This is a genomic window from Vreelandella sp. 162(4c), assembly GCF_058152265.1.
Genome location: NZ_CM176981.1, coordinates 5,056,954 through 5,077,214 on the forward strand (window position 1 = coordinate 5,056,954; position 20,261 = coordinate 5,077,214).

20 protein-coding genes are annotated in these 20,261 nt (G+C 54.2%); 15 read left to right on the forward strand and 5 right to left on the reverse strand.

Features of this window, described 5'->3' with window-relative positions; genetic code table 11:
- Positions 1-180: 180 nt before the first annotated feature.
- The 8 genes from trpB to AC4EYZ_RS23370 all read left to right on the forward strand — a co-directional run bounded on the left by trpB (position 181) and on the right by AC4EYZ_RS23370 (position 8,764).
- A complete protein-coding gene (trpB, locus tag AC4EYZ_RS23335; protein WP_474192539.1) occupies positions 181-1,368 on the forward strand; it encodes a tryptophan synthase subunit beta in 1,188 nt (395 codons plus the stop codon).
- A 22-nt stretch (positions 1,369-1,390) separates the two neighbouring features.
- Positions 1,391-2,194 (forward strand): tryptophan synthase subunit alpha, encoded by an 804-nt coding sequence (gene trpA / locus AC4EYZ_RS23340; protein WP_009286954.1) that lies wholly within the window; start codon positions 1,391-1,393, stop codon positions 2,192-2,194.
- Positions 2,195-2,288: 94 nt separating this feature from the next.
- The gene (gene accD / locus AC4EYZ_RS23345) at positions 2,289-3,308 is read left to right on the forward strand and encodes an acetyl-CoA carboxylase, carboxyltransferase subunit beta (protein WP_474192537.1); all 1,020 of its coding nucleotides are present in this window, start codon (positions 2,289-2,291) and stop codon (positions 3,306-3,308) included.
- Positions 3,286-4,644: a bifunctional tetrahydrofolate synthase/dihydrofolate synthase gene (folC, locus tag AC4EYZ_RS23350; protein ID WP_490204054.1), complete on the forward strand. Its 1,359-nt coding sequence runs from the start codon at positions 3,286-3,288 to the stop codon at positions 4,642-4,644. Before accD ends, folC begins: the two co-directional genes overlap by 23 nt.
- Positions 4,631-5,353 (forward strand): SPOR domain-containing protein, encoded by a 723-nt coding sequence (locus AC4EYZ_RS23355; RefSeq protein ID WP_474192584.1) that lies wholly within the window; start codon positions 4,631-4,633, stop codon positions 5,351-5,353. The genes folC and AC4EYZ_RS23355 overlap by 14 nt, the downstream gene beginning before the upstream one ends.
- Before the next feature lie 3 nt (positions 5,354-5,356).
- Positions 5,357-5,932: a CvpA family protein gene (locus tag AC4EYZ_RS23360; protein WP_071693433.1), complete on the forward strand. Its 576-nt coding sequence runs from the start codon at positions 5,357-5,359 to the stop codon at positions 5,930-5,932.
- Positions 5,933-6,019: 87 nt separating this feature from the next.
- Entirely contained in the window at positions 6,020-7,540 is a 1,521-nt protein-coding gene (gene purF, locus AC4EYZ_RS23365) for an amidophosphoribosyltransferase (RefSeq protein ID WP_009286952.1), read from the forward strand.
- A 12-nt stretch (positions 7,541-7,552) separates the two neighbouring features.
- Positions 7,553-8,764, forward strand: coding sequence for an O-succinylhomoserine sulfhydrylase (locus AC4EYZ_RS23370; RefSeq protein ID WP_474192583.1), 1,212 nt, complete (start codon positions 7,553-7,555; stop codon positions 8,762-8,764).
- Positions 8,765-8,877: 113 nt separating this feature from the next.
- On the opposite strand, the gene AC4EYZ_RS23375 is transcribed toward AC4EYZ_RS23370, so the two are convergent.
- Complete coding sequence (locus AC4EYZ_RS23375) at positions 8,878-9,156, reverse strand: hypothetical protein (protein WP_474192582.1); 279 nt, start codon at positions 9,154-9,156, stop codon at positions 8,878-8,880.
- 353 nt (positions 9,157-9,509) lie between these two features.
- Here AC4EYZ_RS23375 and AC4EYZ_RS23380 point away from each other — a divergent pair, with 353 nt between their 5' ends.
- From AC4EYZ_RS23380 to AC4EYZ_RS23390, 3 genes are all read left to right on the forward strand, one after another.
- The gene (locus AC4EYZ_RS23380) at positions 9,510-10,067 is read left to right on the forward strand and encodes a cytochrome b (protein WP_400671613.1); all 558 of its coding nucleotides are present in this window, start codon (positions 9,510-9,512) and stop codon (positions 10,065-10,067) included.
- A 108-nt stretch (positions 10,068-10,175) separates the two neighbouring features.
- Positions 10,176-10,760 (forward strand): YceI family protein, encoded by a 585-nt coding sequence (locus AC4EYZ_RS23385; protein ID WP_474192581.1) that lies wholly within the window; start codon positions 10,176-10,178, stop codon positions 10,758-10,760.
- A gap of 93 nt (positions 10,761-10,853) precedes the next feature.
- Entirely contained in the window at positions 10,854-12,188 is a 1,335-nt protein-coding gene (locus AC4EYZ_RS23390; RefSeq protein WP_490204298.1) for an MATE family efflux transporter, read from the forward strand.
- Here AC4EYZ_RS23390 and AC4EYZ_RS23395 read toward each other — a convergent pair.
- The 4 genes from AC4EYZ_RS23395 to AC4EYZ_RS23410 form a co-directional block, all read right to left on the reverse strand.
- Positions 12,185-13,669 carry a uracil permease gene (locus AC4EYZ_RS23395; RefSeq protein ID WP_027957474.1) on the reverse strand — a complete coding sequence of 495 codons (1,485 nt, stop codon included), beginning with the start codon at positions 13,667-13,669 and terminating at the stop codon, positions 12,185-12,187. The genes AC4EYZ_RS23390 and AC4EYZ_RS23395 overlap by 4 nt on opposite strands.
- Before the next feature lie 137 nt (positions 13,670-13,806).
- Entirely contained in the window at positions 13,807-14,997 is a 1,191-nt protein-coding gene (locus AC4EYZ_RS23400; protein ID WP_155705907.1) for an amino acid aminotransferase, read from the reverse strand.
- The gene (locus AC4EYZ_RS23405; RefSeq protein ID WP_022523230.1) at positions 14,998-15,336 is read right to left on the reverse strand and encodes a 4a-hydroxytetrahydrobiopterin dehydratase; all 339 of its coding nucleotides are present in this window, start codon (positions 15,334-15,336) and stop codon (positions 14,998-15,000) included.
- A 30-nt stretch (positions 15,337-15,366) separates the two neighbouring features.
- On the reverse strand, positions 15,367-16,269 hold the full coding sequence (locus AC4EYZ_RS23410; protein ID WP_022523231.1) for a GGDEF domain-containing protein: 903 nt from the start codon (positions 16,267-16,269) through the stop codon (positions 15,367-15,369).
- Positions 16,270-16,512: 243 nt separating this feature from the next.
- Between AC4EYZ_RS23410 and cobA the strand changes: the two genes are divergently transcribed.
- The 4 genes from cobA (at position 16,513) to dcd (ending at position 20,261) form a co-directional block, all read left to right on the forward strand.
- Positions 16,513-17,334 (forward strand): uroporphyrinogen-III C-methyltransferase, encoded by an 822-nt coding sequence (gene cobA, locus AC4EYZ_RS23415; protein ID WP_051430467.1) that lies wholly within the window; start codon positions 16,513-16,515, stop codon positions 17,332-17,334.
- 204 nt (positions 17,335-17,538) lie between these two features.
- On the forward strand, positions 17,539-18,708 hold the full coding sequence (locus AC4EYZ_RS23420; protein WP_027957472.1) for a coiled-coil domain-containing protein: 1,170 nt from the start codon (positions 17,539-17,541) through the stop codon (positions 18,706-18,708).
- 174 nt (positions 18,709-18,882) lie between these two features.
- Positions 18,883-19,683 (forward strand): iron-sulfur cluster carrier protein ApbC, encoded by an 801-nt coding sequence (gene apbC, locus AC4EYZ_RS23425; protein ID WP_009286945.1) that lies wholly within the window; start codon positions 18,883-18,885, stop codon positions 19,681-19,683.
- 11 nt (positions 19,684-19,694) lie between these two features.
- Positions 19,695-20,261 (forward strand): dCTP deaminase, encoded by a 567-nt coding sequence (gene dcd / locus AC4EYZ_RS23430; protein ID WP_009286944.1) that lies wholly within the window; start codon positions 19,695-19,697, stop codon positions 20,259-20,261.

Genomic DNA, 20,261 nt, shown 5'->3' on the forward strand with positions numbered 1-20,261 from the left:
ATAAGTTTATGTAAGCCTAGTTTTTGTGTAATTTATGCGTATTGCTTATGGGTATTTTATCGAGCTACGTGTTTACGTCGATTCATTTATTGTTTGCCTGCTCTGGCGATCTTGTGAGGTATCCCTGTGACTGTTTCTGCGACGCCTACACCAAAAACCAAGTTCAGCGATCTGACCCGAATGCCGGATGCCCGTGGTCATTTTGGCCCTTACGGTGGTCGGTTTGTGTCAGAAACCCTGAGCTTTGCGTTGGAAGAGTTGGAGAAAACGTACTTAAGCCTGCGTGATGACCCCTATTTTCAGGCCGAATTTGACTACGATCTTGCCCACTATGTGGGGCGTCCATCGCCGCTCTACCACGCTAAGCGCTGGTCGGCGAGCCTTGGGGGCGCACAGATTTGGTTGAAGCGGGAAGATCTGAATCATACCGGCGCTCACAAGGTAAACAACACCATTGGTCAGGCTCTGCTGGCCAAAAAAGCGGGCAAACCACGCATTATCGCTGAAACCGGGGCGGGCCAGCATGGCGTCGCCTCGGCAACCGTTGCTGCTCGCCTAGGGCTTGAGTGCGACGTGTATATGGGGGCTGAAGACGTCCAGCGCCAAAAGCTGAACGTTTACCGTATGCGCCTACTGGGCGCTCGGGTCATTCCGGTAGAGTCCGGCACCCGCACTCTCAAAGACGCCATGAACGAAGCGCTGCGTGACTGGGTCACTAACGTTGACAACACTTTCTATATCATCGGTACCGTGGCGGGCCCGCACCCTTATCCGCTGCTGGTGCGCGATTTCAACGCGGTGGTGGGGCGTGAAGCGCGCCGCCAGTCGCTGGAGCAGATCGGCCGTCTTCCCGATGCGCTGATTGCCTGCGTGGGCGGTGGCTCTAACGCTTTGGGTCTGTTCTACCCCTTTGTGGAAGATGACGACGTGGCTATGTATGGCGTGGAGGCCGGTGGCGATGGCGTTGAAACCGGCCGCCACGCGGCGCCGCTGTCATCCAATGCGCCGCGCGGCGTGCTCCACGGTAATCGCACCTACTTAATGTCAGATGAAGCCGGGCAGGTGTCGGATACGCACTCCATTTCAGCTGGCCTGGATTATCCTGGCGTAGGCCCCGAGCACGCGCTGTGGAAAGACGTGGGTCGGGTCTCCTATGTGGCCGCTAACGATAAAGAAGTGCTCGAAGCGTTTCGCGAACTGACCCATATGGAAGGTATTATGCCCGCCCTTGAGTCGGCCCATGCGCTGGCCCATGCCAAGGTATTGGCGCCTACCATGCGTCCTGACCAGCATATCGTGGTTAACCTCTCCGGGCGTGGCGACAAAGACATCATGACCGTTGCTAAGATTGATGGCATCGAATTTTAAGGTCAGCTTTTTAAGGGCGAGCATGAACCGTATTGATCAGCGTTTCAGTGAACTTAAGCAGCAGGGCCGCAAGGCCCTGATTCCTTACATCACCGCAGGTGATCCAGCACCTCAATACACCGTTGGTTTTATGCATGCTTTGGTGGAAGCAGGCGCCGATGTGATTGAGCTAGGCGTGCCTTTTTCCGACCCCATGGCGGATGGCCCGGTCATTCAAAAAGCCTGTGAGCGTGCGTTAAAGCAGGGCACACGGCTGGTCGACCTTATGCAGATGGTCAAAGAGTTCCGCCAAACCGATACCACCACACCGGTTGTGTTAATGGGTTACTTGAATCCGATTGAACGAATTGGCTACGAAAACTTTGCCGATCAAGCTGCCAGCGTGGGCGTTGATGGTGTGCTGATTGTAGATATGCCGCCTGAAGAGGCCGAAGAGATTGGGCCACTGCTAAAATCGCGGGATTTAGCGGCGATTTTTTTGGTTGCGCCTACCACTTCTAACCAGCGTGCCGCTACAATATGCGCCCATGGCGAGGGCTACCTCTACTACGTTTCGCTGAAAGGCGTGACCGGTGCCGCCACCCTGAACGCAGACGATGTGGCCGAGCACTTGGCGCCGCTGCGGGGGATGACCGATTTACCGCTATGTGTTGGTTTCGGTATCCGCGATGGCGTGACGGCCGCTGAAGTAGCTAAAGTCGCCGATGGTGTGATTGTAGGTAGCGCTTTGGTTAACCGCATCGCTGAAAGTGTCGATGCGCCGGAAACCATTGCGGGCCAGTTGAAAAGTGTATTAGCAGAGATGCGTACGGCGATGGATGCCTAAAGCGAATTGCTTTATCGCCTATACTGAATAGATTCATGACACTCATCGAGCCTGGTTCTGCCAGGCGTTGACGTATAACGGAAGCCTTTTTGATATGAGCTGGTTAGACAAGATCGTACCCTCCATGGGTCGCATCCAGCGTAAAGACCGTCGTGCTAGCGTGCCCGACGGCCTCTGGCGTAAATGTCCCAAGTGCGAAGCGGTTCTCTACCTCCCTGAACTAGAGAAACATAACAGCGTCTGTCCCAAGTGCGATCACCATTTGCGCTTGACGGCACGCAAACGCTTGGACTGGTTCTTGGATAAAGCAGAACGCCAAGAGATCGCGGCGGAAATCGAACCCAATGATCGGTTGAAGTTTCGCGACTCTAAAAAATACAAAGACCGCCTGACCGCGGCGCAAAAAGATACTGGCGAGAAAGATGCGCTGGTCGCAATGCGCGGTGAGTTGGATGGTCTTCCGGTCGTTGCCGTTGCCTTTGAGTTCACCTTTATGGGCGGCTCAATGGGGGCAGTGGTTGGCGAGAAATTTGTTCGCGCCGCTACCGTGGCGCTGGAAGAGAACATCCCGCTGGTGTGCTTTGCCGCCTCCGGTGGGGCTCGTATGCAGGAAGCACTGTTCTCGTTGATGCAGATGGCTAAAACATCCGCCGCGCTTGAAAAGCTCAAACAAGCGGGTGTGCCGTATATTTCTGTGCTTACGGATCCCGTCTTTGGCGGTGTTTCAGCCTCACTAGCCATGTTGGGTGACTTGAATATTGCCGAACCCAATGCCTTGATTGGTTTCGCCGGTCCGCGGGTCATCGAGCAAACGGTACGTGAAACCTTGCCAGAAGGGTTCCAGCGCAGCGAGTTTCTGCTTGAGCACGGTACCGTCGACATGATCGTTCATCGTCATGAAATGCGTGCCCGCGTGGGGAGTGTGCTGCGTAAGTTAACCCACCACGACGCAACGCCGGTGAGTTCGACCAATCCTGATGATGCTGAGGTCGTTGAGCCTATCGTTGAGGAAGATAGCTTGGCGGAAACCGCTGACGTAACGTTCGAGAAAGTTGAGGCGCCTAAGAAGGACACCACTTTCGTTAAGAGTGATGACCATTCGCGCAATGCCTGACTCTCTACAGACACCTTCTTTGCCGCTCTACTCTTTGCAACAGTGGCTCCAGCATTTGGAAACGCTGCATCCGGTAGGGATTGATATGGGCCTGGAGCGGGTCTCGCAGGTGGCTAAACGGATGGGGCTGCTTTCAAGCCCCATCGCCCCCCGCGTTATTACGGTAGCAGGCACCAACGGCAAGGGCTCAACCCTTGCCATGATTGATAGCGTTGCCCGTGCCCATGGTTGGCGAGTGGGTACCTACACTTCTCCCCATTTATTGCGCTACAACGAACGCGTTAAAATCGATGGTCAGGAAGCCGATGACCAACTGCTGGTGCAAGGCTTTGAGCAGGTTGAGCAGGCACGATTGCAGGGCAGTGAAATCAGTCTTACCTATTTTGAAGCGGGGACACTGTGCGGGCTGTGGTGCTTGGCCAATGCAAAGCTTGATCTTGCGGTGCTAGAAGTGGGGCTGGGTGGGCGCCTTGATGCAGTCAATATTATTGATGCGGATGTGGCCATTGTTACCACTATTGCTCAGGATCACGCTAACTTTTTAGGCACCGATTTAGCTCAGATTGGGCGTGAAAAAGCCGGTATTTTTCGTGCCAATCGTCCCGCCGTGCTCGGTAGCCAAACGTTACCTTCCAGTGTCGCTGAATGTGCTCAGGTGCTGGCGGCGCCTATGTTTTGTTTGGGCCAGCAATTTGCCCATCAGACGATGGCTTCTGAGCCTTCTCGATGGCGCTGGCAGGGTCAGCATCCGGATGGTCAACGCATTGTTATTGATGAGCTTCCTGAGCCGGGGCTGCCTATCGATAACGCCGCCACTGCTTTGCAGGCGCTTGTGCTTGCCGGGCTTGGGGTAGAAGCGGCGCGCGTGCAAGCTGCGTTGAGTTCTGTGCAGTTGCCGGGGCGGCTGCAATGGATTGGGCCTTGGTGCCTGGATGTAGGTCATAATCCTCATGCTGCCGAGTATGTCGTTCGCCATTTGCCGCAACCTCCGGAAGGTGGTCGGCAGTGGGGCCTGATTGGCATGTTGAATGATAAGGATATTGACGGTGTCATACAGGCATTAGCGTCTCGCATTAGTGATTGGGTGTGCGTGTCGCTGAGCGGAGAGCGAGGTTGCCGGGCAAGCGAGTTGTCGCAACGTATTATAGCTCAGGGAGGGCGGGTGCATTTTAGCGCTGATTCGCCGCAAGCAGGCGTCGATTGGCTGGCTCAGGTGTTAACGCCCAATGATCGTGTCTTGGCCACCGGGTCGTTCTTTACAGTAGCGGCACTGTTAGCTCGGCCACTGCCAACAGGCGCAGCGTCGCTTGATGGAGACGGAAATGAAATACGGTAAAACGGAACGCATTAGCGGTATTGTGATTCTGCTCGCGCTACTGGCGATCTTTGTGCCGTGGCTAATGAGCGATCCCGCACCAAGGGAAGAACGTCCCCAGCCGAACTTTGTGATCGAGCAACCCGTTGAAGTGGAGCGCCGTGACGTTCCTGCACCGGAAAGACCTTCAACCATCGGCGAACCGTCGCTATCGTCAGCGCCCCGTAATGAAGAGGGCGATATGCCTATTGACGTCGATCCGAGGTTGCCGGAAACCGATCAAATTGCTGCTGCTAATCAGTCGCCCTCGAGTCCCGAGGCAGCGGGATCCAGTGAACCGGATGAAGGGCCGTCGACCTCCGATAGCGACCCTATTGCTGCCCTGATTGCCAGCAATAGTGGCAGCGGTCAAAGCAGCAGTGAAGGCTCTTCACAGGGCTCTTCACAACGTTCATCGCAAAGCTCCTCATCTAGCTCATCCACCCCCTCAGCAAGTGCTCAGGGAGAGTGGGCGGTGCAAGTCGGCAGCTTTGGAGAGCCCGGTAATGCGCAGCGCCTTAGCGAGCAGCTTTCGGGGGAAGGGTTTACTGTTTATCAGCGTGAGCGCGATAACAATATGACCACCGTCTTTGTGGGCCCTTATGCCACTTCTGAGGAGGGGGAGTCTGCCATGTCCTCGATTAAAGAGCGGGCCAATGTGCAGGGCCTGCTTGTTCGGGTAAGAGACTAAACGATGGCATTAACCTGGATTGATGCGGTGTTCTTGGCCGTGCTGGCGCTATCAATGCTAGCCGGATTCGTCCGGGGATTTGTTCGCGAGGCATTGGGTTTGGCCGCCTGGGTCGTTGCCTTAATGGTTGCCCGAGTCCTCGCCGAACCGGTGGCCGAACTGATGAGCGGGTTTATCGATAGCTTTGATGCCCGCTTAGTGCTCGCTTTTATACTGGTGATCTTTGCCGTTATTTTGCTCTGCGGCATAGTGATTCGTTTGGTGCATGCGGCGATTGAATGGGTGGGCATGGGGCTTTTGAACCGCGTGGCGGGGGCCGCTTTTGGCGTTGCCCGGGGAGCGGTTATTCTGCTTATTGCTACCGTGCTGATTACGCTCACCCCGCTGGCGGAGCTGCAGGCGTGGCAACAAGCGGAACTGCGCCCAACCTTTATTCAGCTGCGCGACTGGGCGGTGAGCCAGTTAGATCAGTGGGACCGCGAGCTACCAGAGGCGCCATCGTCGCTGCGCGACATCTCTCTACCTGAACTGCGTCTGCCCGGTGCGGCGGAGCGTGAGGTTATCCCGACAGGTGATTGACCTGTTACTGAAGTTGATTCTACGAACGTTCGGGCATGCCTAAGTATGTGACTTAGGCATGCCATGGCATTAAGCGAGGTAACGTGAATGTGCGGTATAGTGGGCCTTCTGGGCAAGCAGGCGGTAAATCAGGGAATCTATGATGCCCTGACCGTACTTCAGCATCGTGGCCAGGACGCTGCAGGCATGATGACATGGAGCGAGGGACGCTTCCTACTGCGCAAGAGTAACGGCTTGGTACGTGATGTATTTCACACCCGTCATATGGCCCGCCTAAAAGGTAACCTAGGCATTGGTCACGTGCGTTACCCGACGGCAGGCTCTTCAAGTGAAGCTGAGTCACAGCCGTTCTATGTTAACTCCCCTTACGGCATTGCGCTGGCGCATAACGGTAACCTGACCAACTCTGAGCAGTTGAAGCAGGAGCTGTTCTCTACCGATCTGCGTCACATTAACACCAGCTCCGATTCTGAAGTACTGCTCAACGTCTTCGCTCACGAGCTGGGCAAGCAGGGTTTGCACCTGGAAGCGGAAGATATCTTCGACGCCGTGCGTCGCGTTCACCGTCGCTGCAAGGGTGGTTATGCCGCTGTCGCGATTATTAATGGCTTTGGCATGGTGGCATTCCGTGACCCCTTCGGTATTCGCCCCGTGGTGTTTGGTACCCGCGAAGAGGAGAACGGGCAGGCGGTGATGATCGCCTCCGAATCCGTCGCCTTGGATGTGGGCGGTTTTGAACTGGAGCGTGACCTATCGCCTGGCGAAGCCATCTTTGTCGATATCGAAGGCAATATTCACACCCAGGTATGTGCTGACCGCCCCGAGCTACGTTCGTGTATCTTTGAGCACGTTTATCTAGCGCGTCCCGATTCACTGTTGGACGGCGCCTATGTTTACGGCACCCGTATGCAGATGGGGCGTAAGCTGGGGGATCGCATCCTCAACGAGTGGCCGGATCACGATATCGACGTGGTCATCCCGATCCCTGATACGTCGCGTACCTCCGCCCTTGAAATGGCGCAGCACCTCGGGGTGACCTACCGCGAAGGGTTCATGAAGAACCGCTATATTGGCCGTACCTTTATTATGCCGGGGCAAACTCAGCGTAAAAAATCGGTACGCCAAAAACTCAATGCTATTGACGTTGAGTTTAAAGGCAAAAACGTTTTGCTGGTGGACGACTCCATTGTGCGCGGCACGACCTGTAAGCAGATCATTCAAATGGCCCGCGATGCCGGGGCACGCAAGGTCTATTTTGCCTCAGCGGCGCCCCCGGTACGTTTCCCCAACGTGTATGGCATCGATATGCCTGCAGCGTCTGAGCTGATTGCTCATGGCCGCAGCGAAGAGGAAGTAGGGGATTTGATTGGCGCTGACCGTATCTTCTATCAGAATCTGGAGGATCTAAAAGCGGCCTGCCGCGAAGTGAACCCTGAAATGGAAGAGTTTGATTGCTCGGTATTTGACGGCAACTACGTGACTGGTGATATCGACGACGCCTACCTGGCCGCATTGGAAGCTAGCCGTAATGACTCCGCCAAGGATCAAAGCGCTGGCGATCATGCCCTGGTCGATATGCACAATCAGGACGATGACCTGGACGATTAGGAGAGAAGTCTTATGCATGATGATAATCATCAGGAAGACGGTCACCAGGATGAGTGGTCATTAGAGACGCTGGCTATCCGTGCGGGCCATCAGCGTACCTTCGAGCAGGAACACTCGGAGCCTATTTTTCCGACCTCAAGCTTTGTCTACGAAAGCGCTGCAGAAGCGGCGCGTAAATTTGGTGGGCAGGAGCCGGGCAACGTCTACTCGCGCTTTACCAACCCGACAGTGCATACTTTTGAGCGCCGCCTGGCGGCCCTTGAAGGTGGCGAGCGTTGTGTGGCCACCAGCTCGGGTATGTCCGCTATTCTCTCCACTGCGCTGGCACTGCTTTCCGCAGGGGACGAGATTGTGGCCTCCCGGTCGCTATTTGGCTCGACGGTTAGTCTGTTCGATAAGTATCTAGGTAAGTTGGGTATTACCACGCGCTATGTGGAACTTTCCAGCGTTGCTGCCTGGGAAGCGGCGATTACTCCCAAAACGCGGCTACTGTTTGCCGAAACGCCGTCAAATCCACTGTCAGAAATTGCTGATATTCCGGCCCTGTCAGCGTTGGCAAAACGTCACGATGCGCTACTGGCGATAGATAACTGCTTCCTAACTCCGGCACTTCAGCAGCCCTTGGCGTTAGGTGCTGACTTGGTTATTCACTCAGCGACCAAGTATTTGGACGGCCAAGGCCGTGCAGTTGGTGGTGCCGTGGTAGGCAGCCATGCGCTGCTTGAAGAAGTATTCGGCGTGGTGCGTACCTGCGGGCCTTGCCTGAGCCCCTTCAACGCGTGGATTTTTACCAAGGGCCTGGAAACCCTGTCGCTGCGTATGAAAGCTCACTGTGAAAACGCCTTGACCCTGGCGCGTTGGCTGGATGCCCACCCGGCGGTTAAGCATGTGTTTTATAGCGGCCTGGAGAATCATCCCCAGCATGCCTTGGCCAAACAGCAGCAGAAGGGGTTTGGCGCGGTGCTGGGTTTTGAAGTGAAAGGAGGACAAGAGGGGGCGTGGCAGGTGATCGATGCAACCCGAATGCTTTCGATAACAGGGAATTTGGGTGACGTTAAATCCACCATTACACATCCGGCCACCACTACCCATGGGCGTTTGTCTGATGCTCAGAAAGAAGCGGCGAGTATTGCGCCAGGGCTGATCCGCGTGGCGGTAGGGCTTGAGAGTCAGCAGGATATCCAGCGCGATCTTGCTCGTGGACTGGATGTTCTGGCTGGCTAGTTGATGTTAAGCAATCCTACACAGTCACGAAAACCCACCTTTGAAGGTGGGTTTTTCGTACTTTTGAAACCTAATGGGTCATATGCTGTGCAAACAAAGCCCCCTTATTTGTTTCAAGAAGCGTTGCGGTGAGGCAGGTCTGACGTCGCAATCTGGCCTTCATTGCTGGAAGAGTGGTTGATGTGAGAGCTCGGAGCAACAACGGTGTTGTTCTTTGCATCGCCGTTGACCAAAGGCAAATCAGCTGGTGTCAGGTGCACGTTGTCAGTGCTGTAATTCGCTGAAGAGCTAGGCTGAATAATCTGGTTAAGTTCGCCAGATCCCTGTTCAGCTAGAACGGCAGTAGAAGTCAATGTCATGGCAATAGCGGTGATAAGGGTCATTTTTTTCATGATTGGCGCTCTCTAATAGAAAGTTTATGTACCTTTTTTCGGTCATTACTGGATGTCTTTTAGGACATGCGTTAATAGTAAGCGTGCAAACAAAATTATAAAATTGGTTATATTTGCTTTTTTTGTTCGATTTTATAGAATGGATTGGCTTTGACTTTTTAGAAAGGCGAACGGCGTAAAAATTGTTACCTGGTTATTCAATGGTTTTTACGAATGAAATATCCTGCTTTTTTCAGCGGTTTTTAGTAGCTTCTAGCGGTAAGGTTCTGGGCGTGGACGAATAACGTAATCCAAGATCTGATAAGCGCGTTGGCTAAGTTGAAGCAGCCATAGATAAAATGAGGAATAGCACAATGTGGCGTAACAGTCGCAACGGTTGGGGATTGATTAGTATTCTGTTTCATTGGCTAAGCGCGCTGGCCATTATTGGCCTGTTTGCACTGGGCTGGTGGATGACTGACCTGGGCTATTATGACCCTTGGTATAATCAGGGGCCGTGGGTACACCGCTCGATTGGCATCTTGCTATTGTTTGCTACCTTTGCGCGTTTGGTATGGCGCTTCGTACAGCCGACGCCCCACGCCGAGGGGAGTCGATTAGAAACTATTGCTGCCCATCTCGGTCATATTGCGCTCTATGTGCTTCTAATAGTCGTTATGGTGAGCGGTTATTTAATTTCTACTGCTGATGGACGTGGTATTAGTGTGTTTGGTTGGTTTGAGGTGCCGGCGTTGCTATATGACTTGCCCAATCAGGCAAGCCAGGCGGGCACCGTGCACTGGTACAGCGCCCTGGCGTTGATGATCCTGGCAGCGGGCCACGCCCTTGCTGCTGTTAAGCACCATTGGTTAGGTCGGCATAAAACCTTGGTACGCATGTTAAACCCAGCGCATAGCCAAGCTGGCAATTAAAACGCACCAAGTTAATGACGTTGTCTGTATACACATTTTTCTAAACACTGCGGGTAAGATAATTGACTGCCCGCGGTGCCTATTAAGTAAAGCAAGGAGCAATTCAATATGTTCAAGAAGACAGCATTTGCATCCGTGATCGCCGCTGTAGCGCTGGTACCTTTGAGCCAAGCGCAGGCAGCTGATTATCAGATTGATACCGAAGGCCAGCACGCTTTTGTCCAGTTTAAAATTTCACATCTGGGCTTCTCCTACATTCTCGGCAGCTTTGAAGAGTTCGATGGTCAGTTTGCCTATGATCCTGAAAATCTCGACGCGTCTTCTGCTGAAATCGAAGTGCAGGTTGATAGCCTGACCAGCAATCACGCCGAGCGTGATCGCCATATCTTGAGCGAAGATTTCCTTAATGCCGGTGAGTTCCCTACCGCCACATTTAGCTCCACAGGCTTTGAATCAACGGGTGAAAATGAAGGCGTCTTGACCGGTGATCTGACCCTGCATGGCGAAACCCAAGAGATTGAAATGCCGGTTACGCTGATGGGGGAAGGTGACGACCCTTGGGGTAATTACCGTGCTGGGTTCGAAGGCAGCACTACGCTGACGTTGAGTGATTACGGAATCGACATGAGCGATTTCCCAGAATCCATGCATGAGCTTGAGCTATACGTCACGTTTGAAGGTATTCGTCAGTAAAGAGTACTTTTAGTTAAGCGCCATCATCCCGCTAGGGGTGGTGGCGTTTTTGCGTTTAAGGCGAATAAAAGGAGAGTTGGCTTGGCAATTGTGATGCAGCAACGCGAGTTGGCGATAACCCTATGGCGGCAAACCTGGCCAATGGCCATCGGGGTGTTGGCGCTATTGGGTTTTCAACTTGTTGATAGCGCCTTCATTGCCCGTTTGGGTACCGCACAGCTAGCGGCTCAGTCGTTCACCTTTCCGCTGTCATTTCTGATGATCGGCATTCAAGTGGGCATGGGTATCGCCATTGCGGCACTTATTTCCCGGGCACTCGGCGCAGGGGAAGGGGAGCGAGCGAGGCGCTTGAGCAGCCTGGTCTTAATGGCAGGTGGCGGGGTGATTGGTCTGTTGGCGTTTGCCTTGTGGGTGTTCCATGTGCCCGTTTTTCAGCTCCTTGGCGCCGATGAAACGACGCTTTCCTTTATCCATATTTACTGGGGGCCGCAACTGTTGTCCGCCTGGCTGGGAGCACTGCTCTATTTCAGCTACAGCATTTTCCGTGCCCATGGCGATACCCGTTTACCAGGTAAAATGATGGTTCTCAGTAGTGTTGTGAACCTGGTGCTCGATCCACTGCTGATTTTTGGTGTCGGCGATTGGGAGGGCTGGGGATTGCCCGGTGCTGCCTGGGCAACTGCAATTGCCTTCTCAGTGGGGCTGTTGGTCACTACGCGTAAACTGCTCAAACGCCAGTGGGCATCGCAACAAGGCCTGTGGCTAGAGGCGAGACAGTCGTGGCGGCCGTTTACTGGCATTGCCGCCCCCGCGATGGTCAGCCAACTGATGCCGCCCTTGGCTGCGATGCTGGCAATCTCAGTGGTGGCGGGTCTGGGTGAAAGTGAAGTAGCAGCCTGGGGGTTGGCGAGCCGTTTGGAAACGCTTTCCCTGATGGCCATTCTGGCTATGACCATGTCGCTACCGCCGTGGTTAGGACGCTGCTATGGTGCCGGAGATTGGGGGCAAATTCAGCAGCTTATGCGTTTGGCGGTAAAGGTCGCGCTGGTTTGGCAGCTTAGTCTGGGCGTGCTACTGGCTCTGGGGGCTCCCTGGCTAGCCATGGCCTTAGCAGGCAATCCAGAGGTACAAAACGAGCTGACCCTGCTGATTCGCTTTCTGCTGCCAAGCTACGCAGCGCTGGGCGTTTGTATGTTAGTGGTTTCGGCGGGCAATGCTCTAGGTTGGCCGCTGCGAGCGATGCTGCTATCCAGCGCACGGCTGTTTATCTGCTATTTACCCTGCCTGTGGTTAGGTTCACAGCTCTTCGGTTGGTGGGGGCTGGCGGCGGGCGCCGCCGTAGGCAACCTGCTGGCAGGCTTGATGGCGTGGCAAGTCATGCGGCGCATTCTTTCCCGCCCGCATCGGCAGGCGGGATTCGTTAATTAACGCAGGCGCCCAGCTTCCTGAAAGGAGAAGTAGATAAACAGCAGCGCCATCCCTAAGTAGCCCATCACGAACTCTGGGGCAGCATTGAATGACAGTTCGGGGGCGTGCATCAGCCCAACGAAGGAAAAGCCCGCGGCAATGGCAGCGAAGGCGGCCGCGCGTCGGAACTGGTGATCAATCACCGATACCGTCATAGCGCCCAACAGAATGGCCATAAACATAGCCCCTTGGCCCATCACCACAATGGCACTGGATATATCGGTGACGACCTCACCAGCCCCGCGGTTAAAGCGCGTCATCACGTAGTTGGCGAAGTAGGGTAGCATGGCCAACGCTACGGCAGGATAGTAGCGTGTGTCGTTGGACTGAAACGCGGTGGCAATCATCGACATACCGACAAAGACCAAAATCGGTGCGACCACTGAAACGGGAATGATTGCGGCTAGGGCAGCGATTAAGCCGAACATGGTAGCCAGCGCATATACCGCGCCGTTGAGAAGGCTGTAGCCCCGGCCTGCGCCCATCCACTTGGCCCCTACGGTGGCAATATAGACCGTGGTAGGAAAGACGCCGCCAAACAGCGCGCCAATCATGGTGCCTGCGCCATCAACCGCCTGACACTCCCGCACATCGTACTTATCGCCTGCGGCCTCCATCGCCTCGACGTTGTTCATCGTCTCAATGGCGTTATAGAGCGTAATCGGCAGCACCACGGTGAGTACCGCCAGCATACTGGTCAGCAGTAATCCCAGCCCTTCAAACCAGGCTAGGTTGGGAAGTAATGGATAAAAGCCCAAGTGCGTGAACGCATCGCTAAAGCGCTCGGTGCCGGCGTCGCCAATCAAATAGGCCATGGTGGTGCCGACGATAATGGCGAATAGTGAGGTGGGGAGTTTAAACGGCATACTCACTCGTGCGACCAGCCCAACAATAATGATCGCTAGCACCAGTAGACCAATAATCGGCATTTCCAGCGTTTTGAACAGCATTTCACCGGCGATAAACGTCAGTGCGACACCCGCAACGGCGCCCAGCATGGCAGCGCGCGGTAGGTGGTACTGCACCCAGCGGCCAATTATGCTGATTGCGGCTTCGATGGCGCCGCTGATAAAGCAGGCGGCGACGGCTACTTTCCAGGCCATTTCTGCATCACCGGTGAGCTGTTTGGCGGGTAGCAGTACGCCGAATAGAAACACAAACATAACCGGCGTTGAGATACCGTAAGAGAGCGCCGTTACATCGGCACGGTTCTCCTTGCGGGCCAGTCTTGCCGCGCTCCAGGCATAGTAGAAATTACCGACCATTACCGCTACTGCCGCGCCTGGCAGCACCTGCCCATAGACAATGGAAGAGGGGAATCCCATGCCCAGCATGGTGATGGCAATAATGACAAAGTTGGCAATATTGTTTTGGAACAGGGCGAAGAACGCGTCGGTGTCTTCTTTTTTGTACCAGGGGTAGTGGGTGCTGGCAGCCGCCATGTTAGGCCTCTTGATTATGGTGTGTTGTATACAAGGCAACGCTGAGTGTGCCGAAGTGTTGACTAATCGGTCAAGTGTTCAGCACACAAAAACGCCCAGGTAGGCCTGGGCGTTTGTAGTGCGGCAATGCTTGCTAGCTAGTCGTTGACAGCGGCAATCGCTTTGGCCAGGTAGGGCAGGTTCTCATGGGAGAAGCCCGCTACGTTAGCGCGACCCGAGCGTACCATGTAGATGCCAAACTCATCGCGCAACCGATCTACCTGTTCCGGCGTTAAGCCTGTGTAGGAGAACATACCGCGCTGTTCAGCTACGCAGGCGTACTTCTCGTCCAGGCCATAGGGTTTCAGTGCTTCAACGAAATCGCGACGCAGAGTATTGATACGGTCACGCATTTCGGTGAGCTCTTCACGCCATAGCGCAGTCAGCTCTGGATCGTGGAGGATCTCACTGACGATAGCGCCGCCGTGTGCAGGCGGGTTTGAGTAGTTTTCCCGTGCCACGATCGCGACCTGTGAGCGAATGTTGCCCATCTGCTCGCTGTCTTTTGCCACCATGATCAAGCAGCCGGTACGCTCACAATAAATACCGAAGTTCTTGGAGCAGGAGCTGGTGATGATCGCTTCGTCGAGGTTTTCCGCCAGTAAGCGAACGCCGTAAGCATCCTCGTCCAGCCCTTCGCCAAAGCCCTGATAGGCAAAGTCGATCAGCGGCAGCAGCTTGCGCTCACGGACGATCTCTAATACTTCCTGCCACTGGTCGTGGGAAAGGTCAAACCCGGTCGGGTTATGGCAGCAGGCGTGGAGTACGACTACATCGCCTTCTGGAATGCTTTTTAGCGCTGCACGCATACCGTCGAAGTCGAGACGGTTGTCGGGGTCAACGTAGGGGTACTTGTGCAGCTCAATACCCGCGGCGGTAAAAATACCGTGGTGGTTGGGCCATGTTGGGTCGCTTACCCAGATACCTTTGCCCGGCAACTGAGTGGAAATGAAGTCGGCTGCCAGGCGCAGGGCGCCGGTGCCGCCAGGCGACTGGGTAGCGCTGGCACGGTTGGCTTTGAGTACCGGTGACTCAGCACCGAAAACCATGGGAAGTACTACTTCACCATAGCTGGGCGCGCCGTGAGAACCGATATAGGTTTTCGTCGTTTCATTCTTGAGCAGGCGAGCTTCTGCTTCCTTAACGGCGCGCATTACCGGCGTATTGCCTTGGGTATCGCGGTAAACACCAACACCTAAATCCACCTTTTGCGGATTGGTATCTTTCTTGAAAGCTTCGATCAGCCCGAGAATGGCATCTCCTGGGACTCGCTCAATATGCTCAAACATTTATTCGGCTACCTCGTCGGTTCTGGCGGCAAGAATGAAGTCATTAAGATGCAGGCCTTTAATAGCGTGAGACCACCACGTGACGGTGGCTTTGCCCCACTCGGTCACGATAACGGGGTGATGGCCAGCCTGCTCTGCAATATCGCCAACGCCTTGGGTAAATGCCAATGCGCTGGCAAAGTCACGGAATTTAAAACTTCGCGACAGCTTCATGATGCCATCGTGCTCGACAATCTGCCACTGGCTGAGGCTTTTTAGCCGCTCTTGGGCTTCATCTTTACTTAAAGGTTGAGCATCTTTGCTGCACGGTTCACAAATGGCGTCGGCTAGCCTTGTCATTGTTTGGCTCCTGCAATTGAGTATGCCTTATCAGCGTAGATGGCAAACGCAGTCACGACCAACGTCTTTGGCGCTATACAGCGCCTGGTCGGCCCGCTCGATCAGACTCGTGAGGGGTTCGCCACAGCGATATTCGGCAACCCCAATACTCAGCGTCACTTGGCCTGGCCCCATACCGAAGTCGCGTACACTGATAGCCTGGCGTAAGCGGTCGGCAAGTGCATGGCATTGCTGCAGCGGAGTAAGCGGCAGCACGACCATAAACTCTTCTCCTCCCAACCGAGCCACCATGTCTTCGCAACGCAGCAGCGACTGGGCGTAGGTTGCCAACTGTTTAAGCACATCATCCCCGTGCAGATGTCCCCAACGATCATTAAGCCGCTTAAAGTGATCAATATCGATCATCATGATGGAGAGCGGTGTGCCGTGGCGGGCGCTAAGCGATGCAACATGGGTTAAGTGCATCATGAGCTTGCGCCGATTGGGGAGTTGAGTCAGGGGGTCTGTATCGCATAGTTTGCGCAGCCGCTGCTCTTCGCTGACTTGATCGCTAATATCCATCATTATGCCGTTCCACTGCACGCCATCGACGACGGGCTTTGGTTTGGCGCTAACCGCAATCCAGTGTGGTTTGTCTTGTGGAAACGGTAGCCTAAAGCGTGTGGTTAGAGGCAACATCCAGCGGGCTGAGCGTTCGATAGCGGACATTATCTTGGGGTGGTCGTTGCCGGTCAGTTGCTCAACTAGCTGCCCTGCATTTTCGGCGAGCAGTTCCCGGTCAATATGTTTGAGAGCCACGCCGCCGCCCTCCAAGTAGGGGAACCGCATATGGCCATTGCGCGCGCGATGAAACTGAAAGATAACGCCGGGTATGTGGGGTACGAGGTGGTCTGCACTGACTCGCTCTGGTGCGTCTATATCATTCACGGGCATGCGTGAATCTCCAAACATATGCCAATTTAAATTCGATCGTGAAGATTAGCCCTAAATACGTAATCAGGATGTAAGCCATTGCAGACAAAATGGCTATTATCTATATTTTTTTAGAATATATATGTTCTATTTATATATATTCGATTGCATTATAAGCAATAGACAAGGTGTTATTGGCATTTAGTGGTAAAATTAATTACTTTTTTGCATATTAAAAAATTTTTTTATTCCTGGGGTGGATTCTTGGAAGCAGGACGAGAGCAAACGGCTCAGCCATACGGCCTGGTAAGTCTAGTGGGCGCGGGCCCTGGCGACCCGGAGTTATTGACGCTAAAAGCGTATAAGCGACTGCAGTCCGCTGAAGTGGTGCTGTACGACCGCTTGGTTAGCGGTGAAATAGTCGCCTTTATACCGCCACAGGCGCAGCGATTTTATGTGGGTAAAGCACGCTCTCTGCACAGCGTCCCTCAAGAGGGGATTAATCAAGCGCTTGTAAAGTGGGCTCAGCAGGGTAAGCGTGTCGTGCGCCTTAAAGGTGGTGATCCGTTTATTTTTGGCCGGGGCGGAGAGGAGCTTGAGGCGCTGGTGGCAGCACAAGTGAGCGTGGAAGTCATCCCAGGGGTGACGGCGGCATCAGGCTGCGCGGCGTATGCGGGCATTCCTTTGACCCATCGCGACCATGCCCAGTCGGTGCGTTTCATCACCGGGCATTTACAGCAGGGGGAGTGTGAGCTTGATTGGGATGCGTTAGCGCGGCCTGGGCAAACCTTGGTGTTTTATATGGGGCTGGGCACCGTAAAGGTGATCAGCCAGGCGCTGGTTAAGCATGGTTTAGCGCCAGACACACCGCTGGCGCTGATTGAACAGGGCACGACCCGCCGACAGCGTACCCACGTGGGTACGTTATCTGGATTACCAGATACTTTCTTGGCGGGCCACATTAAACCGCCTACGCTGCTAATAGTGGGCAGCGTAGTGTCACTGCATACCACACTGGATTGGTTTGATGCGCTGAGCGGAGAGGCCTCTGGTTTTCATGAGGGAAAGCATCCTCCTTCTGGCTAAAATAATAATCGTTCCTGCTTGTCTTGTAACGCATTAGCAACATTTGTACACGATTTTGCAAACAGACTGGCTAGATACAGTGAGCTGTGTATGCTGAAGGGGGAGAGCATTCACGGTTAGCGCATTACCTATGTACTTGATCATCGCGCAACTGATTGTTGTTAGCTTGGACAAACGTTAGCTAAGACCATAGAGGAACGCATAATGTCGGAAGCAAACCACTCGGATCACCAGTCGCCTGCCAACAAGCCAGAACCGGCTAAAAAGTCGGACATGAAAACCCTCTTTCAAGATAACCGGGTAAAAGCGATTGCTGGTATCGCCGCCATTGCCGTTATCTGGGCCATTATGGCGCAGTCTAATGCAGGTTCTCGCCAGGATCGTGTCAATAGCTTAGAAGAGCAGCTCGCCAGCGCTGAGCAGGAAAATAGCCAAATGAGCCAGCGCATTAGCGAAATTGAGGAAGCTGAAACCAATTTAGCCGCGCTGCAAGAGGAGATGGCGTCCCTTGAGGCTCAACAGCAAGAGGCCAGCTCGTCGCTTGAGAGTGCCCAAGGCAATGTCAGCGATGTGCAGTCGCGTTTAGAAGAGCTTGAGTCCGAGCGCGATGCGCTGGAAGAAGAAATTGCCTCTCTTAATGAGCAGGTAGAGAGCGCTGAAAGCGAGATGACTGCGTTGCGCGAAGAGCGTGATCAAATCACCAGCACTCGGGATGAGGCGGAAAGTGCCCTCCAGCAAGTAGAAGAAGCGCGTTCTAGTGCTGAAGAAGCCCGCCAGGAGGCTGAGGCTGCCCGTCAGGAAGCGGAGCAGCAGCGTCAGCAAGCGATTGAAGAGCTGGGCAATACCGAAGATGAGTTGTCCTCGCTGGAAGATCAGATTAGCCAGTCAAATGAACAGCTAAGTGGCTTAGAAGAGGAAATTTCGAGTGTCCAGAGCGAGCTTGGTGAGCTAAAAAATGAGCGTGACTCACTCACCAGCGAACGCGATGAGCTGCAAAGTGATGTTGATTCGCTAACGGCGCTGCGCGAAGAAGAAGAGCAGAGCTTGAGTCAGGTGCGCAGTGAGCTGGATGACGTCATGGTTGCCCTGGATATTGGGCGTGAAGAAGTGGCCAGCGTTGAGAGTGATATCGAAAAGCGTGAAAGCCAGCTAGAGCGTTTAGAGAGCCAGTTAAGTGAATGGCGCGATGAGCTGTCGACGTTAGACAGCCGTTTGGCCGATGCAGAAGAGTCAGCGGGTGAGGCTGCATCATCTTCCCCGAGCAGCTCTTCTGATAGCTCGTCGAATGGGGGCTCGTCAGATGGGAACTCTTCAAGTGAGAGTGCCAATGACAGTGATGGTGGCAGTGAAGAGTCGCAGCAAAACGCTGGCTAATAAGTGGCGGGATAGTAATGCTGTAACGCACCTTTCGCGTTAGAAAAGTAAGGGCGGATGTCGGGGAACCGGCATCCGCCCACTTGTTGTTGGTTTATGATTTTGGCTGTGAGGCGTATCATTCACTCAACGTTAATTCAGTTATTAAGAGCTTAAAACGAGGAGTGCCATTGAATGGATGGGGTTAAACATATTATTGCAGTGGCATCGGGCAAGGGAGGCGTGGGAAAATCCACCGTCACCGTGAATTTGGCATTAGCGCTGGCAGCACAGGGCTATCGCGTGGGTGTCCTGGATGCGGATATCTATGGACCCAGCCAGGCACAAATGCTCGGTGTTAAAGAGGGTACGCGCCCCCAGGCGGCAAGTAATGACAAATTCCTTCCGCTCCAGGCCCATGGCATTCAGGCCATGTCGATGGCATTTATGGTCAATACCCGTGAGCCAATGGTGTGGCGCGGGCCGATGGTAGTGGGCGCGTTTCAGCAGATGCTGACGCAAACCCAATGGGATAATCTCGATTTTCTATTGATCGACATGCCCCCAGGTACTGGCGATATCCAACTGACCCTGGCCCAGAAAGTGCCGGTGGCAGGGGCGGTGATTGTGACCACCCCACAGGATATTGCGCTGTTAGATGCCCGTAAAGGGATCGAAATGTTCCGCAAGGTCAACGTGCCGGTGCTTGGCGTGGTGGAAAATATGAGCCTCTACCACTGCGAAAAGTGCGGCCATGAAGCGGCTATTTTCGGCACAGGTGGTGGCGATAATATCGCCCAGGAGTACGATACCCAAGTACTTGGACGCCTGCCGCTGACGCTCTCCATCCGAGAGCTGACAGATTCGGGACGCCCGAGTGTGGTATCCGAACCTGACGGGGCGGTGAGTCAAACCTTTGCGACTATTGCCCAAAAAGTCGCTGAAGCGGTTAGCGCGAATCAAGGCGACGGCCCAACTATTTCCTTTAGTGAGTGATAACGACATAAATGAGTATCAAATCTGATAATTGGATTCGTCGCATGGCCAAAAGCGACGCGATGATTGAGCCGTTTGAAGCCGAGCAAGTGCGCTACGTGAACGAACAGCGCGTGATTTCCTACGGCACCTCAAGCTACGGTTACGATGTGCGCTGCTCAGACGAATTCAAAGTCTTCACCAATATTCACTCAGCGATTGTTGATCCCAAAGCGTTTGACGCGAACAGCTTCGTCGATATTAAAGGCGATGTCTGTATTATTCCGCCGAACTCTTTTGCGCTGGCGCGCACGGTGGAGTATTTCCGTATTCCCCGTAACGTGCTGACTATTTGCCTGGGGAAATCCACCTACGCGCGCTGCGGCATTATTGTCAACGTGACGCCGCTGGAGCCCGAGTGGGAGGGCCACGTTACGCTGGAATTCTCTAACACCACCAACCTGCCGGCAAAAATCTACGCTCATGAGGGCGTCGCCCAGATGTTGTTCTTAGAGTCCGACGAAGTATGCGAAACCTCGTATAAAGACCGGGGCGGAAAGTATATGGGGCAGCGTGGGGTAACCTTGCCGCGTACCTAG